The following is a 12,612-nucleotide window of genomic DNA, read 5'->3' on the forward strand; positions in this document are numbered from 1 at the left end:
AAAGTAGAATTCGTTCTCAGACCGTCTGACCCCTGCACATTCAGGGTGTGGAAAAACAAGCAACTTGCTGAATTTCCTCTGCTTAAAGCGTTAAGCACCAGGAGATAAAGCGCCAGGCTGTTACTTCCGCGCAGTGAATAATAACAGGAGCCGGGTCTGAATTAACAGGAGCCAGATTATGAGCATCGACAGAACTCAACCTTTAAAACCCGCAGCAACCGTTCAACCGCGCGATACTAATGACGCACCGGTGAACAGAGCGCGCCCGGTTGAGAATAAAACCACGGTCTCAGGCACCCAGGTGGTCCTGAGCGGTGCCCAGTCGCAGCTGACGAAAGCCAGCTCGCAGGACATCAACGTGGCGCGCGTCGAGCAACTGAAAACCGCTATCCGCAATGGCGAACTGAAAATGGATGCCGGCAAAATCGCCGACGCCCTGATTCAGGAGGCCAAATCATCGTTACAGGATAACTGATTACTATGAACACGCTGCTATCTTCACTGGATAAAATGCTGGAGGTACTCGCCTCCCTTACCGATATCATGGACGCAGAACAACAACAGCTCTCTGCCGGCCAGGTGAACAGCAGCTTGTTGCAACGCATTACTGAAGATAAAAGTTCCCTGCTGGGAACCCTGAACTTTATTGAGCAGATGCGACGCGATGCCAGTCAACAGCTGGGCTTGCACGCACCCTACAGCGGCCAGCCGCAGCTGGCTCAGCGCTGGTCTGCTATTCAGGAGCGCACGATCAATTTGCGCGACAAAAACCAGCATAACGGCCTGCTGCTGAACCATCAGATGGCGCATACCGAACAGACTCTCGGCGTCCTGCGTCCTTTGCAATCTCAGCATTTTTACGGACCGGACGGTCAGGCAAGCGGCCCGGCGTATATCAGCCGTAAAGTCTGATTTTCGCGCCACAGCAAAAACCCCCGCCAGCGCTGCTGTGCGGGGGTTTTTGTTTTAATGATTACAGGCTCATCCGCCGGGAGAAGTGGTGCAGGCGGAAACCCAGCAGCGCCAGCACGGCAAAATAGGCACCGCCGCCCGCCGCGCAAACGCCAGCCAGTCGCAGCAGGCGCCACGGCATCGAGCCGCTGGCCCAGTCGGGCATATAGTGAAGCGCCGTCAGCAAAACACCGACCATCACAATAATTCCCACCGCCAGACGCCACAAAAATCCACGCCAGCCGGGCTGCGGGTCAAATATTTTCTTTTTACGCAGCTGCCAGTAAAGCAAAGACGCATTCAGACAGGCCGCCAGACCAATTGAGAGCGACAGGCCTGCATGCTTCAGCGGGCCGATAAAGGCGAGGTTCATCAGCTGCGTCATCACCAGGGTGACAATGGCAATTCTCACCGGCGTTCTGATATCCTGGCGCGAATAAAATCCGGGGGCCAGCACTTTGACGATGATAAGCCCCATCAACCCGACGGAATAAGCAATCAGCGCCCGCTGCGTCATTGAGGCATCAAAAGCGGTAAATTTGCCGTACTGAAACAGCGCCACCGTTAGCGGCTTCGCCAGGATGCCGATGCCGACAGCGCTGGGCAGCGCCAGCAGGAAGCACAAACGCAGGCCCCAGTCCATCAGGCGGCAGTATTCGTCATGGTTACCGCTGGCGAAGCTTTTCGCCATCGACGGCAAAAGAATGGTGCCCAGCGCCACGCCCAGCACGCCGGAGGGAAACTCCATCAGGCGATCGGCGTAGTACATCCAGGAAACCGAGCCGGAAACCAGAAAGGAGGCAAAGATAGTATTAATAATCAGCGAAATCTGGGTAACGGAAACGCCGAGTATTGCCGGCCCCATCTGACGCAGCACGCGCCAGACGCCGCTGTCCTTCAGGTTAACGCGCGGCAGTACCAGCATGCCGATTTTTTTCAGATGCGGCAGCTGATAAAACAGCTGCAGCACGCCGCCGACCACCACGGCCCAGGCAAGCGCCAGCACCGGAGGATGAAAATGAGGCGCGGCAAAAAGGGCAAAAAGAATCATGCTGATATTCAGCAACGTTGGCGCAAACGCCGGCACGGAAAAGCGATTCCAGGTATTGAGGATCGCCCCGACCAGCGATGCCAGCGATATCAAAAGAATATAGGGGAAGGTGATGCGCAACAGCGAGGTTGTCAGCGAAAATTTATCGATGGTGTCGGCAAAACCCGGCGCCGTAATCCAGATAACCCAGGGTGCGGCCAACATACCCGCCACGGTGACCAGCGCCAGCACCAGCGTCAGCAGACCAGAAACGTAGGTAATGAATATTCGCGTCGCCTCTTCACCCTGCTTATTTTTATACTCCGCCAGAATAGGTACAAACGCCTGAGAGAAAGCCCCTTCAGCAAAAATACGCCGCAGTAAATTTGGCAGTTTAAAAGCGACAAAAAAAGCGTCAGTAGCCATACCCGCGCCAAATACGCGTGCGACTATGGCATCGCGGGCAAAGCCCAGAACGCGTGAAAACAGCGTCATCGAACTGACTGCCGCCAGGGATCTCAACAGATTCATGTTTTTCCTGCAGGTCCGTTAGAAAAAAGCCGCGCCAGGGCGGCTATCAGGTTGGCATCACGCCGAAGCGGCATAGTCTACCGGGGAAAAATAAAATCACCATAATCGAATGTTACCAGCGGTTATTCTTCAGAAAGTTCACGCCAGATGCGCTCAACCACGCGCTGCGCCAGCAGAGCCTGTTCGCCGCTGCACTGCGGCATTGTCTGATTTTCTACGCAGCGGATAAAATGCTGTGCGGCGCCGGCGAAGCCGCGCAGCTCCTCCAGCGTTTGCCAGCCAGGCGCCGGCTCAATAATGCACTGGCCCTGGCGCTCGCAGCGCCAGTCGCGCATATCGTCAACCTGAAATAGCGCGCCGTCGCTAATCAGCTCCACGCGCTCACGCTGCGTGCCGGCGCGCCGATGCATGCAGGTGGTTACCTGCAAACCATTAACCTCGAAGTGGTGCCCGGCGTAGATCATCTCGCCGCCATCGTTGGTCTGTAACGAACCGCTTAGCAACTGTCCCTTCCCCCCCGCCAGCCATAATGCGGTATCCACCACGTGCAGGTAATCGTCAAGCAGCGTGAACCAGGCATCATTGGGGCCAACGCTATCGGTTCGGTGCTTCTCCATGCGCAGATATGCCGCGGAGCCCATCTGCTGCTTAAGCTGCTGGTAGCGCGGCGCAAAGCGGCGGTTGAAGCCGACCATCAGCTTACGGCCGTTTTTATGGGCCAGTTCAACCAGCTTTTCGGCATCGCTGAGCCTGGCAGCCAGCGGCTTATCGACCAGCACATCAACGCCCGCTTTAAGCAGCTGTCCGACCACCGCGGCATGACTGGCGGTGCTGGTATGGACAAACACCGCATCACAGTCAGCGGCCAGCGCCTCCAGCGAAGCATACAGCGGCATGCGATAGCTGTCGCAAAGCGACTGCGCTTTACTCTGGTTGGGGGAAAAACCGCCCACCAGCTGCCACCCTGTCGCCTGCCCGAGCACCGGTAGCCAGGCTTTCCAGGCAATGTTGCCCAGTCCCGCAACGCCAACACGTACCTGACGCATAGTTTCCCCTTACTCTCCGCTTAATTACTCTAGCGTTCCGCGGCCCACGCCTTCATCGTCAGCGCGGTTAGCACGTGATCCTGCCAGCGACCGTCGATCAGCAGGTAGTCTTTGGCATAGCCCTCTTTCTCAAAGCCGAGCCGGGCCAGCAGGTTACCGCTGCGCTGATTATGCGGCATATAGTTTGCCATAATACGGTGTATGCGCTGCTGGCGCTGCATATAGCGGATTGCCGACTGCAGCGCCTCATGCATCAGCCCCTGCCCCTGCCATTTTTCGCCGAGCGAATAGCCAAGAAAGCAGGCGTGAAATGAACCGCGCAACACATTACTGAAATTGGCCACGCCGCGAACTTCTGTTTCGTCAGCGTCCAGCAACGCGAAGTAGAATGCCGAGCCCTGGCGATGCATATCCGTAATCAACCCCAGCCGCGCCTGCCAGCCAGAAGGATAACAGTGGCTTTCATCGCGCACCGGCTCCCAGGGCTTAAGAAAATCACGGTTAGCCGCATAGTAATCGGCCAGGCGCCAGGCATCGCGCTCATGGACAAGTCGCACAACCAGACGATCGGTAGTCAACCGCACCTTCGGCGCGGCGGAACGATAGCCAAACATCATTTCTCCTGCATAGCGGGGCCAATAAAGAATGTTGAGTAAACTGCCGTTCAGACGGCGCGGGCGCAGCGTTCTATGCCGCTCAGTGACTATTTCACTATACCTTTTCCCGCCGCGATCGGGGGAGTTTTTGCCACAATACGCCGCTGATAGCACACAACTTCGCCTGCTGCCTGGCGATGCGCCGGGTAAATGAAAAAATATCATCTTGCCCGCGCTGGGAAAAAAGTTGGATTGCAGAGAAAATAGACCATTCGGACGGGTTTTGCCGATCTATCGGCAAGGCGCTCCTCCCCCTCCTGTTAATTTTATAATTAGGTAATGGCATGGCACGGGTCGCGCGGGCACGAAGCCTGGGTAAGTCGTTTTTGCTGATCGATAACCTGCTGGTGGTGTTAGGCTTTTTTGTTGTATTTCCACTTATATCCATTCGCTTTGTCGAGCAGCTTGGCTGGGCGGCGCTGCTGGTGGGTATTGCGCTGGGATTACGCCAGCTGGTGCAGCAGGGATTAGGCATATTTGGCGGCGCGATTGCCGACCGGTTCGGCGCTAAACCGATGATCGTGACCGGCATGCTGCTGCGCGCCGCGGGCTTCGCTACCATGGGAATGGCCCATGAACCCTGGCTGCTCTGGCTTTCCTGTCTGCTATCGGGTCTTGGCGGCACCCTGTTCGATCCGCCGCGTACCGCGATGGTCGTGAAGCTTATCCGCCCACAGCAACGCGGGCGCTTTTTCTCTCTGCTGATGATGCAAGACAGTGCCGGCGCCGTGCTGGGAGCGCTCCTCGGCAGTTGGCTGCTCAGCGTCGATTTCCGCCTGGTATGCTTTACCGGCGCGCTGATTTTTGTGCTGGCGGCGCTGTTTAACTTTATGCTGCTGCCCGCCTGGAAGCTGTCAACGGTACGCACGCCGATGCGTGAGGGGCTGGTACGGGTTCTGAGCGATAAGCGTTTCTCAACCTACGTACTGACCTTAACCGGCTATTACACGCTGCAAGTGCAGGTCATGTTAATGCTGCCGATCGTGGTGAATCAGCTGGCAGGCGAGCCCGGCGCGGTGAAATGGATGTATGCCATTGAGGCCGCGCTCTCGCTCAGCTTGCTCTATCCCATCGCCCGCTGGAGCGAGCGCCGTTTTCGCCTTGAGCAGCGGTTAATGTTCGGGCTGGCGATTATGACATTAAGCCTGATGCCCGTCGGGCTGGCGGGTTCGGTAAACACGCTGTTTATGCTGATATGCTGCTTTTATCTTGGCTCTATTATTGCCGAACCGGCGCGGGAAACCCTGTCTGCCTCGCTAGCCGATGCCCGCGCGCGCGGCAGCTATATGGGGTTCAGCCGCCTCGGACTGGCGCTGGGCGGCGCCGTAGGCTACAGCGGCGGCGGCTGGATGTTTGATACCGGTCGCCAGCTGAACCTGCCGGCATTGCCCTGGCTGATGCTGGGGATCGTCGGCTTTATTACGCTGATTGCGCTGTATCGTCAATTTTATCGCCGGGCTATCGAACCCGCGGTGGCCGCCGTTTCCATGCCTGCCGCTGACAGCGACGTCGCGGCGGCAGTTTGCCCTTCGCCTCAATCTCTTCCATACTTTTTCAATCGGTTAAGAAAAGCGGTTGCGATAATCACCGTATTCCGCATGGTAAGGAGGCGTTCGTGAAGCTGTTTATTTATGACCACTGCCCTTTTTGCGTCAAAGCGCGCATGATATTTGGTTTGAAAAATATTCCCGTTGAATTGCAGGTGTTGCTCAATGATGACGAGGAGACGCCGAAAAAGCTGGTTGGCCAGAAGATGGTCCCCATCCTGATGAAAGAGGATGGCAGCTGTATGCCGGAAAGCATGGATATCGTGCAGTATGTCGACCGGCTGGATCGTGAGCCGCTGCTGACCGGCAAAACCAATCCCGCCATCAGCGACTGGCTGCGCCACGTTAATAATTACCTTAACAAGCTGCTGCTGCCACGCATTGCCGTCGCGCCTTTTGCCGAGTTTGCCACGCCGGAAGCCCGCCGCTATTTTAGCGACAAAAAGCAGGCCAGCTGGGGGGATTTTGACGAACTGCGCCAGCACGCGGCGGGCTTTATTAAAAACGTCAATGATGACCTGCGAAAGCTCGATAAATTGATTGTTAAATCCAATGCGGTAAATGGCGAGCTCTCCAGCGACGATATTCACGTATTTCCGCTGCTGCGCGCGCTGACGCTTGTTGCCGGCGTGGACTATCCCAGCCGGGTTGCGGATTATCGCGATAATATCGCCAAACAAACGCAAATCAACCTGCTTTCATCCATCGCCAGCTGATAGAAAATATCCCTGACGCTCGCGGGCGCACAGCCCCGGCCCAGTGGATAAAAGTACCGCGGCCCGTTGCTATTGCGCGGGCCGCGACGTTAATGATATTCCCGCCGTCGGTTGCGCCCCGCCCGTTATATCGTCATCCGGGCTTTACGTTGAATCCTGGTGACATTACCCGCTGATTAAGGCATCCTGGTAACCGGGTGCTAACACGCCCGTTTATTGATAACGAGGAGCTTCATGAAAAAGGCATTTCTGGGCTTGATAGCCCTGGCGGGCGTAATGTTACTGAGCGCCTGCAATCAACTCACGCAGTACACCATTAGCGAGCAGGAAGTTAATCAGGCTCTGCAAAAACACCCACAGTATGAAAAACAGCTTGGCGTCGCCGGACTGGTTGACGCGCATATTACGCTGAGCGATCTCCAGGCGGCAATCGGACGCGAAGAGCCGAATAAGGTGACGCTGACGGGGAAAGCCGATGTCAATATTAGCTCGCTGTTCGGCCCCCAGCAGGCGCAGATGACGCTGAAAATGAAGGCTCAGCCGGCGTATAACCAGCCGGAGGGCGCGATTTATCTTAAAGACCTGGAGATTGTCGACGTCCAGGTGCAGCCGGAAAAAATGGCTTCGGTGCTGAAGACGCTGACGCCCTATCTCAATCAGTCGCTGAAAGATTACTTTAATCAGAAGCCGGCCTACGTACTTAGCAGCGATGGCAGCAAAGCTGAATCGCTGGCAAAACGCTTTGCCAAGGGGCTGGAAGTTAAGCCCGGCGAGCTGATCATTCCCTTTACGGATTAAGCCGCGCCGGTTTTCACCGGGCCAGAAATGCTGGCCCGGTTGTCTGGCCCGCTTAACCGTCAGCCAGGCTGCATAAAACGGATGCAATCGCAGGCGTTTCCCCCTATGCTTATACCCCGGCGCAAAAACAGCCATCCTGACTGACTGATTTTCCTCACTGCCGGAGCACACTCATGACCGCTATCCCCCAGCAACTGACCATCCGCCGCCCGGATGACTGGCACGTACATCTACGCGATGGCGACATGTTAAAAGCCGTTGTGCCTTATACCAGCGCGGTGAACGGCCGGGCGATTATCATGCCGAATCTGGTACCGCCGGTGACCAGCATTGAGGCGGCTATCGCCTATCGCGAGCGCATCATGGCCGCCGTGCCTGCCGGCCACGATTTCACGCCGTTAATGACCTGCTATTTAACCGATTCACTGAGCGCAGATGAGATTGAGCAGGGATTTACCGCTGGCGTGTTTCGCGCGGCAAAGCTCTATCCGGCGCACGCCACCACAAACTCCAGCCACGGCGTTACCAGCATAGCGGCGATCGGTGAGGTACTGGAGAGAATGGAAAGCATCGGCATGCCGCTGCTGATTCATGGCGAAGTCACAGACGCTCAGATTGATATTTTCGATCGCGAAGCGCGCTTTATTGACAGCGTCCTTGACCCGCTGCGTAAACGCTATCCTCAGCTAAAAGTGGTACTGGAACATATCACCACCAAAGATGCCGCCGACTACGTGCGGGATGCCAGTGAGCGGCTTGGCGCGACGATTACCCCGCAGCATCTGATGTTTAACCGTAATCATATGCTGGTTGGCGGTATACGCCCGCATCTTTACTGCCTGCCGATCCTTAAACGTAATATTCATCAGCAGGCGCTGCGGGAAATGGTCGCATCCGGTCATCAGCGTTTCTTTCTCGGTACCGATACGGCGCCGCACATGCGTCATCTGAAAGAGGCCAGCTGTGGCTGCGCAGGCGTGTTCAGCGCCCCGACCTCGCTGGCGGCCTATGCCACGGTGTTTGAAGACCTTGGTGCTTTACAGCACTTTGAGGCGTTCTGCAGCGAAAACGGCGCGCGGTTTTACGACATGCCCCTTAACTCACAGCAGATAACGCTGGTCCGCCAGCCGTGGACGGTGGAAAGCGCAATTAACATCGGCGATGATCGGCTGGTTCCTTTCCTCGCCGGCGAAACGCTCAACTGGCAGATAAAGCCTGACGTTGATTAAGATAAATATTGTCCGGCCGAAAGATACTGTATATAATAACAGTATCTTTCGGAGGCATTTTTATGCGTATAGAAATTACTGTAGCAAAAACCAGCCCACTGCCTGCCGGCGCAATGGACGCTCTTTCGACAGAATTAACCCGGCGAATAAATGAACACTTTCCGGACCGCTCTAACAGCGTTTCGCTGCGCTACGCCAGCAGCAATAATTTGACGGTAATGGGCGCCGATAAGCAAGCCCGCGACCGGGTCAGCGAAATTCTTCAGGAAACCTGGGAAAGCGCTGACGAGTGGTTTGTCACCGATTAATTCTTTTTTCCGTTAATGTTGTGCGGTTGCCGGATTTCGCCATCCGGCTTTTTTACATCTACTGCTCGCCGTCCAGCCCGCGACGATATACACTCAGGAAAACCTCGTCAGGCCGCAGCGCAAGGAGATAACCACCATGACGACTGATAACCCGGAAGAGAATATGACCTTCGGTGAACTGCTGACGCTGATCGGCGATCAGCAACGGCGACTGACGGTGCTGGAGAACGCCTTTGCTTTCCTCTCTTTTTGTCTCGATGAAAAAGCCAACCAGCTGCTGCTCCACAGCCTGCGCCTTGAGTCACAAAATCAGAATCGCGACGAAGCGTTGCAACAGCATTTTTCCCGCCTGGCTGAAGAGTTGGAAAAGCGCAACGGTATAAGCACAGCGTCGCCTGATATATCCGGATATAACGCAACGAATTAAATTCGTTTATAAGGTTTACCAGCGATTACTTTTTAATCTATTTATTTTCAGATTACACTGAAGCTTATTTAATTATGCCGCGATCCTTAAATTCGGTGTTATAATTAACTCGCTCTGTGCAAAAAAGCCGCATTGAAACTCAGAAATCGCTTCGTAGTATGTCTACATAAGTAATTAAAGGGGGTTTCAAATGGACAGCAATAAAGACGTCATTCAGACACATCCCCTGGTGGGCTGGGACATCAGCACCGTAGATAGTTACGATGCCATGATGATTCGCCTTCATTCGCCGTCATCCGCCGACCCAAAAAGCGATGAAACGGAAGTGGGTCAGACTTACTGGCTGACAACGGATGTAGCAAAGCAGTTTATTTCCATCCTTGAGGCGGGAATCGCCAAGATTGAAGCACAGGATTACCAGGACCGCGACTACCAGAAGCATTAATTTGATGTCAGCGTTAACAGGCACCCGATGGGTGCCTTTTTCATGTCCGCAGCTTTTGCTATTCTCCATTTTATTGCCAGTAAAAGACACAGAGGAGCCGTCAGGCTAATGATTTACGATTTAATTGTGGTGGGTAGCGGTTCCGTAGGCGCAGCCGCCGGCTGGTATGCCACGGAAGCCGGACTGAATGTGTTGATGATTGATGCGGCCCATCCTCCGCATTCAGAAGCCAGCCATCACGGAGAAACCCGGCTTATCCGCCACGCTTATGGCGAGGGTGTCGGTTACGTTCCGCTGGTGCTGCGCGCCCAGCAGCTGTGGGATCGCCTCGAGCAGCAGGCCGGAGAGCGCCTGATGCACCGCTGTGGCGTACTCAATCTTGGTCCGGCCTCTTCCGACTTTATCGCCAATGTGCTGCAAAGCGCGGCTGAATACGGGTTGAACATCGAGAAACTCAGCGGCAGCGAAGTAATGAAACGCTGGCCTCAGTGGCAGCTGCCGGAAGATTACAGCGCCGTGTTTGAGCCTGAGTCAGGCTTCCTGAAGTGTGAACTGGCGGTCGGCCACTATATCAGCCTGGCGGAAAAAGCTGGCTGTGCGCAGCTGTTCAACTGTCCGGTTACCGCCATCCGTCGCGCTGGCGATCTGGAGGTCGTTGATACCCCCGAGGGTTCTTTTCGCGCGCGCCGGCTGCTCATTAGCGCCGGCACCTGGGTGAAAAAATTGCTGCCCGCGCTGCCGGTAACCCCGCTGCGTAAAGTCTTTGCCTGGTATCAGGCCGACGGGCGCTACAGCGAAAATAACCGCTTCCCGGCCTTTACCGCTGAAACGGCAAGCGGCCAGTTTTATGGTTTTCCGGCCGACAATAACGCGCTGAAGCTTGGTCGTCACGACGGCGGTCAGGCGATTAGCCGCCCTGAAGAGCGTAGCGCCTTTGGCGCCAGAGCCGAAGACGGCAGCGAGGCCTTCACCTTCCTGCGCCGGATGCTGCCAGGTATTGGAGTCTGCTTATACGGCGAGGCATGCAGCTATGATATGTCTCCCGATGAGGACTTTATTATCGATACGCCGGCGGATGCGCCCCATCGCCTGATTATCAGCGGCCTTAGCGGCCATGGCTTTAAATTTGCCAGCGTACTGGGGGAAATCGCCGCGCAGTTCGCACAGGGGAAAACCACCAGCTGGGATCTCGCGCCCTTCTCGCTTTCGCGCTTTAATCGCCGCTGAAACGCTTGTTTGATAGACATAATTGCTGCGGGCTTTGCTTGCAGCACTCTTCCTGCCTGCCGCGATAACAACCCGGTCCCCTGTATTTTTAGCAATTTTCCGCCAGCGGCGCATTCAGTCGCGCATTTTTCGTCATGCATACTTTGGTGCCGACCAAAGCATCCAGCCTGCACAGGCGGTAAGTTGCAGGGAACTTACTGAAGGAGGCAAATGATGATTGCAGTAATTTTTGAGGCTGAAGCGCACCCGCAAGCACAGGCGCGCTATCTGCAGCTTGCAGCCGGGTTAGTTTCATTACTGGCAGACGCGCCGGGATTTATCAGCATAGAACGATTTAGCAGCCTGACTACCCCTGGCAAAATGCTTTCGCTTTCCTGGTGGCAAGATGAGGCCTCGGTGGCTGAATGGCAGCGTAATACCCTGCATCAGGCGGCTCAGCAGGAAGGTAAACGGTCGATTTTTTCATTCTACCGCGTTCGCGTTGCTCAGGTTTTACGTGACTATGCCTCCAGTAAGGAAACCGCTCAGCATGTATAATATTCATATCGTCCTTAATAATGTTCCCGGTTCGCTCGCGGCACTTGGCAAACTGCTTGGCGCTAACGGCATTGGTCTTGAGGGCGGCGGCGTATTTTCAACGCCGCTCAGTGGGCAGGCCCATTTTCTGGTTGAAGACGGCGAGAAGACCGGTAAAGTGCTGCGTGACGCGGGCTTTGACGTACGAAGCGTATCCTCCCCGTTGATCAGAAAACTCCCTCAGCAGCGGCCCGGTGAACTGGGTGAAATCGCCGAGGCAATCGCCCAAAGTGGCGTTAACATCATCGTGCAGTACAGCGATCATGATAACCGGCTGATTCTGGTAACTGATGATAATATCCGGGCTGGCGAAGCAACCCGCAAATGGGAAATACCTTCTGAATGAGCGTCAGTAAATCTATCTGTAACGCACGCAGTGACGATGCGCTTGAACAGGCGATGTCATCCGTTGCATCCGCGATATCTGATGCCTCAAGGGTCAGTATTCTTTGTGCGCTGATGGACGGGCGCGCATGGACCGCCACAGAGCTTAGCGCCGTCGCCGGGATAACAGCCTCCACCACCAGTGGACATCTTGCACGTCTGTTAAACAACGGCCTTATTCGCTGCCTGAGTCAGGGGCGTCATCGCTATTACAGCCTTGCGGGACCACAAATTGCCGGACTGCTGGAAAATCTGATGAGTGTTTCAATGAGTCCGCCCACGCCGCCAGCTTCGCGTACGCCGCAGCATCTGCGCTATGCGCGAACCTGCTACGATCACCTTGCCGGGGAACTTGCGGTGGAAATATACCAGCTGATGCAGCAGGAGCAATGGCTTGAAGCCGACGGCTCCATGCTGACAGCCGCCGGAAAAAGCCGTTTGCAAAGCCTTGGCTGCGCGTTGGATCCCCGCCCCCGCCGTCGGGCATGCTGTCCCTGCCTTGACTGGAGCGAAAGGCGTTTTCATCTGGGGGGCGATGCGGGTGCGGCGCTCATGACGCTTTTTCTGCAGAAAGCGTGGATCGAGCGCATACAAGGATACCGCGAAGTTAAAGTCACCAGCAGCGGAAAAATAGCGCTGCGCCGCCACTTTCATCTCAACGTTTGCTGATGGAAAACGGCTGATCAACGCCGCCGGGACCGGGGCAAAAAAACGCCGGACTTTTGACCCGGCGTTTTTGCG

General features: G+C 55.6%; 15 protein-coding genes and 1 pseudogene. 13 read left to right on the forward strand and 3 right to left on the reverse strand.

Going from position 1 to position 12,612, the window contains the following annotated elements; genetic code table 11:
- Nucleotides 1-178: 178 nt before the first annotated feature.
- Together flgM and flgN are read left to right on the forward strand one after the other, a co-directional pair.
- Nucleotides 179-475, forward strand: a complete 297-nt coding sequence (flgM, locus tag BTJ39_RS06330) for a flagellar biosynthesis anti-sigma factor FlgM (RefSeq protein ID WP_078001840.1) — start codon at nucleotides 179-181, stop codon at nucleotides 473-475.
- A gap of 5 nt (nucleotides 476-480) precedes the next feature.
- Nucleotides 481-912 carry a flagellar export chaperone FlgN gene (gene flgN / locus BTJ39_RS06335; RefSeq protein WP_078001841.1) on the forward strand — a complete coding sequence of 144 codons (432 nt, stop codon included), beginning with the start codon at nucleotides 481-483 and terminating at the stop codon, nucleotides 910-912.
- Between the two features lie 61 nt (nucleotides 913-973).
- Here flgN and murJ read toward each other — a convergent pair whose 3' ends face one another.
- The 3 genes from murJ to rimJ form a co-directional block, all read right to left on the reverse strand.
- The gene (gene murJ / locus BTJ39_RS06340) at nucleotides 974-2,512 is read right to left on the reverse strand and encodes a murein biosynthesis integral membrane protein MurJ (RefSeq protein ID WP_078001842.1); all 1,539 of its coding nucleotides are present in this window, start codon (nucleotides 2,510-2,512) and stop codon (nucleotides 974-976) included.
- 122 nt (nucleotides 2,513-2,634) lie between these two features.
- Nucleotides 2,635-3,558 carry a Gfo/Idh/MocA family protein gene (locus tag BTJ39_RS06345; RefSeq protein WP_078001843.1) on the reverse strand — a complete coding sequence of 308 codons (924 nt, stop codon included), beginning with the start codon at nucleotides 3,556-3,558 and terminating at the stop codon, nucleotides 2,635-2,637.
- A gap of 29 nt (nucleotides 3,559-3,587) precedes the next feature.
- Nucleotides 3,588-4,172, reverse strand: a complete 585-nt coding sequence (rimJ, locus tag BTJ39_RS06350; protein WP_078001844.1) for a ribosomal protein S5-alanine N-acetyltransferase — start codon at nucleotides 4,170-4,172, stop codon at nucleotides 3,588-3,590.
- Between the two features lie 326 nt (nucleotides 4,173-4,498).
- Here rimJ and mdtH point away from each other — a divergent pair.
- The 11 genes and pseudogenes from mdtH to BTJ39_RS06405 all read left to right on the forward strand — a co-directional run.
- A pseudogene (gene mdtH / locus BTJ39_RS06355) lies at nucleotides 4,499-5,683 on the forward strand (multidrug efflux MFS transporter MdtH); the annotation flags it as partial.
- 146 nt (nucleotides 5,684-5,829) lie between these two features.
- Nucleotides 5,830-6,477 carry a glutaredoxin 2 gene (grxB, locus tag BTJ39_RS06360; protein WP_078001846.1) on the forward strand — a complete coding sequence of 216 codons (648 nt, stop codon included), beginning with the start codon at nucleotides 5,830-5,832 and terminating at the stop codon, nucleotides 6,475-6,477.
- Nucleotides 6,478-6,711: 234 nt separating this feature from the next.
- Complete coding sequence (locus BTJ39_RS06365; RefSeq protein WP_078001847.1) at nucleotides 6,712-7,275, forward strand: lipoprotein; 564 nt, start codon at nucleotides 6,712-6,714, stop codon at nucleotides 7,273-7,275.
- Nucleotides 7,276-7,448: 173 nt separating this feature from the next.
- Nucleotides 7,449-8,504: a dihydroorotase gene (gene pyrC, locus BTJ39_RS06370; RefSeq protein ID WP_078001848.1), complete on the forward strand. Its 1,056-nt coding sequence runs from the start codon at nucleotides 7,449-7,451 to the stop codon at nucleotides 8,502-8,504.
- A gap of 62 nt (nucleotides 8,505-8,566) precedes the next feature.
- The gene (dinI, locus tag BTJ39_RS06375) at nucleotides 8,567-8,812 is read left to right on the forward strand and encodes a DNA damage-inducible protein I (protein ID WP_078001849.1); all 246 of its coding nucleotides are present in this window, start codon (nucleotides 8,567-8,569) and stop codon (nucleotides 8,810-8,812) included.
- Nucleotides 8,813-8,948: 136 nt separating this feature from the next.
- Nucleotides 8,949-9,239, forward strand: a complete 291-nt coding sequence (locus tag BTJ39_RS06380; protein ID WP_078001850.1) for a hypothetical protein — start codon at nucleotides 8,949-8,951, stop codon at nucleotides 9,237-9,239.
- Between the two features lie 190 nt (nucleotides 9,240-9,429).
- On the forward strand, nucleotides 9,430-9,684 hold the full coding sequence (gene bssS, locus BTJ39_RS06385) for a biofilm formation regulator BssS (protein WP_078001851.1): 255 nt from the start codon (nucleotides 9,430-9,432) through the stop codon (nucleotides 9,682-9,684).
- A gap of 108 nt (nucleotides 9,685-9,792) precedes the next feature.
- On the forward strand, nucleotides 9,793-10,911 hold the full coding sequence (gene solA / locus BTJ39_RS06390; protein ID WP_078001852.1) for an N-methyl-L-tryptophan oxidase: 1,119 nt from the start codon (nucleotides 9,793-9,795) through the stop codon (nucleotides 10,909-10,911).
- A 213-nt stretch (nucleotides 10,912-11,124) separates the two neighbouring features.
- Nucleotides 11,125-11,448 (forward strand): antibiotic biosynthesis monooxygenase family protein, encoded by a 324-nt coding sequence (locus BTJ39_RS06395; protein WP_078002102.1) that lies wholly within the window; start codon nucleotides 11,125-11,127, stop codon nucleotides 11,446-11,448.
- Nucleotides 11,441-11,833: an amino acid-binding protein gene (locus BTJ39_RS06400; RefSeq protein WP_078001853.1), complete on the forward strand. Its 393-nt coding sequence runs from the start codon at nucleotides 11,441-11,443 to the stop codon at nucleotides 11,831-11,833. The genes BTJ39_RS06395 and BTJ39_RS06400 overlap by 8 nt, the downstream gene beginning before the upstream one ends.
- The gene (locus BTJ39_RS06405) at nucleotides 11,830-12,540 is read left to right on the forward strand and encodes an ArsR/SmtB family transcription factor (protein ID WP_078001854.1); all 711 of its coding nucleotides are present in this window, start codon (nucleotides 11,830-11,832) and stop codon (nucleotides 12,538-12,540) included. The genes BTJ39_RS06400 and BTJ39_RS06405 overlap by 4 nt, the downstream gene beginning before the upstream one ends.
- Nucleotides 12,541-12,612: the final 72 nt, after the last annotated feature.

Origin of the sequence: Izhakiella australiensis (assembly GCF_002006995.1) — a bacterium.
GTDB lineage: Bacteria > Pseudomonadota > Gammaproteobacteria > Enterobacterales > Enterobacteriaceae > Izhakiella > Izhakiella australiensis.

Coding starts and splice junctions, on each gene's coding strand:
- murJ (WP_078001842.1), bottom strand. CDS start 2,512: ATGAATCTGTTGAGATCCCTGGCGGCAGTCAGTTCGATGACGCTGTTT.
- flgN (WP_078001841.1), top strand. CDS start 481: ATGAACACGCTGCTATCTTCACTGGATAAAATGCTGGAGGTACTCGCC.
- BTJ39_RS06345 (WP_078001843.1), bottom strand. CDS start 3,558: ATGCGTCAGGTACGTGTTGGCGTTGCGGGACTGGGCAACATTGCCTGG.
- bssS (WP_078001851.1), top strand. CDS start 9,430: ATGGACAGCAATAAAGACGTCATTCAGACACATCCCCTGGTGGGCTGG.
- BTJ39_RS06405 (WP_078001854.1), top strand. CDS start 11,830: ATGAGCGTCAGTAAATCTATCTGTAACGCACGCAGTGACGATGCGCTT.
- solA (WP_078001852.1), top strand. CDS start 9,793: ATGATTTACGATTTAATTGTGGTGGGTAGCGGTTCCGTAGGCGCAGCC.
- pyrC (WP_078001848.1), top strand. CDS start 7,449: ATGACCGCTATCCCCCAGCAACTGACCATCCGCCGCCCGGATGACTGG.
- BTJ39_RS06395 (WP_078002102.1), top strand. CDS start 11,125: ATGATTGCAGTAATTTTTGAGGCTGAAGCGCACCCGCAAGCACAGGCG.
- dinI (WP_078001849.1), top strand. CDS start 8,567: ATGCGTATAGAAATTACTGTAGCAAAAACCAGCCCACTGCCTGCCGGC.
- rimJ (WP_078001844.1), bottom strand. CDS start 4,172: ATGTTTGGCTATCGTTCCGCCGCGCCGAAGGTGCGGTTGACTACCGAT.
- BTJ39_RS06365 (WP_078001847.1), top strand. CDS start 6,712: ATGAAAAAGGCATTTCTGGGCTTGATAGCCCTGGCGGGCGTAATGTTA.
- BTJ39_RS06380 (WP_078001850.1), top strand. CDS start 8,949: ATGACGACTGATAACCCGGAAGAGAATATGACCTTCGGTGAACTGCTG.
- flgM (WP_078001840.1), top strand. CDS start 179: ATGAGCATCGACAGAACTCAACCTTTAAAACCCGCAGCAACCGTTCAA.
- BTJ39_RS06400 (WP_078001853.1), top strand. CDS start 11,441: ATGTATAATATTCATATCGTCCTTAATAATGTTCCCGGTTCGCTCGCG.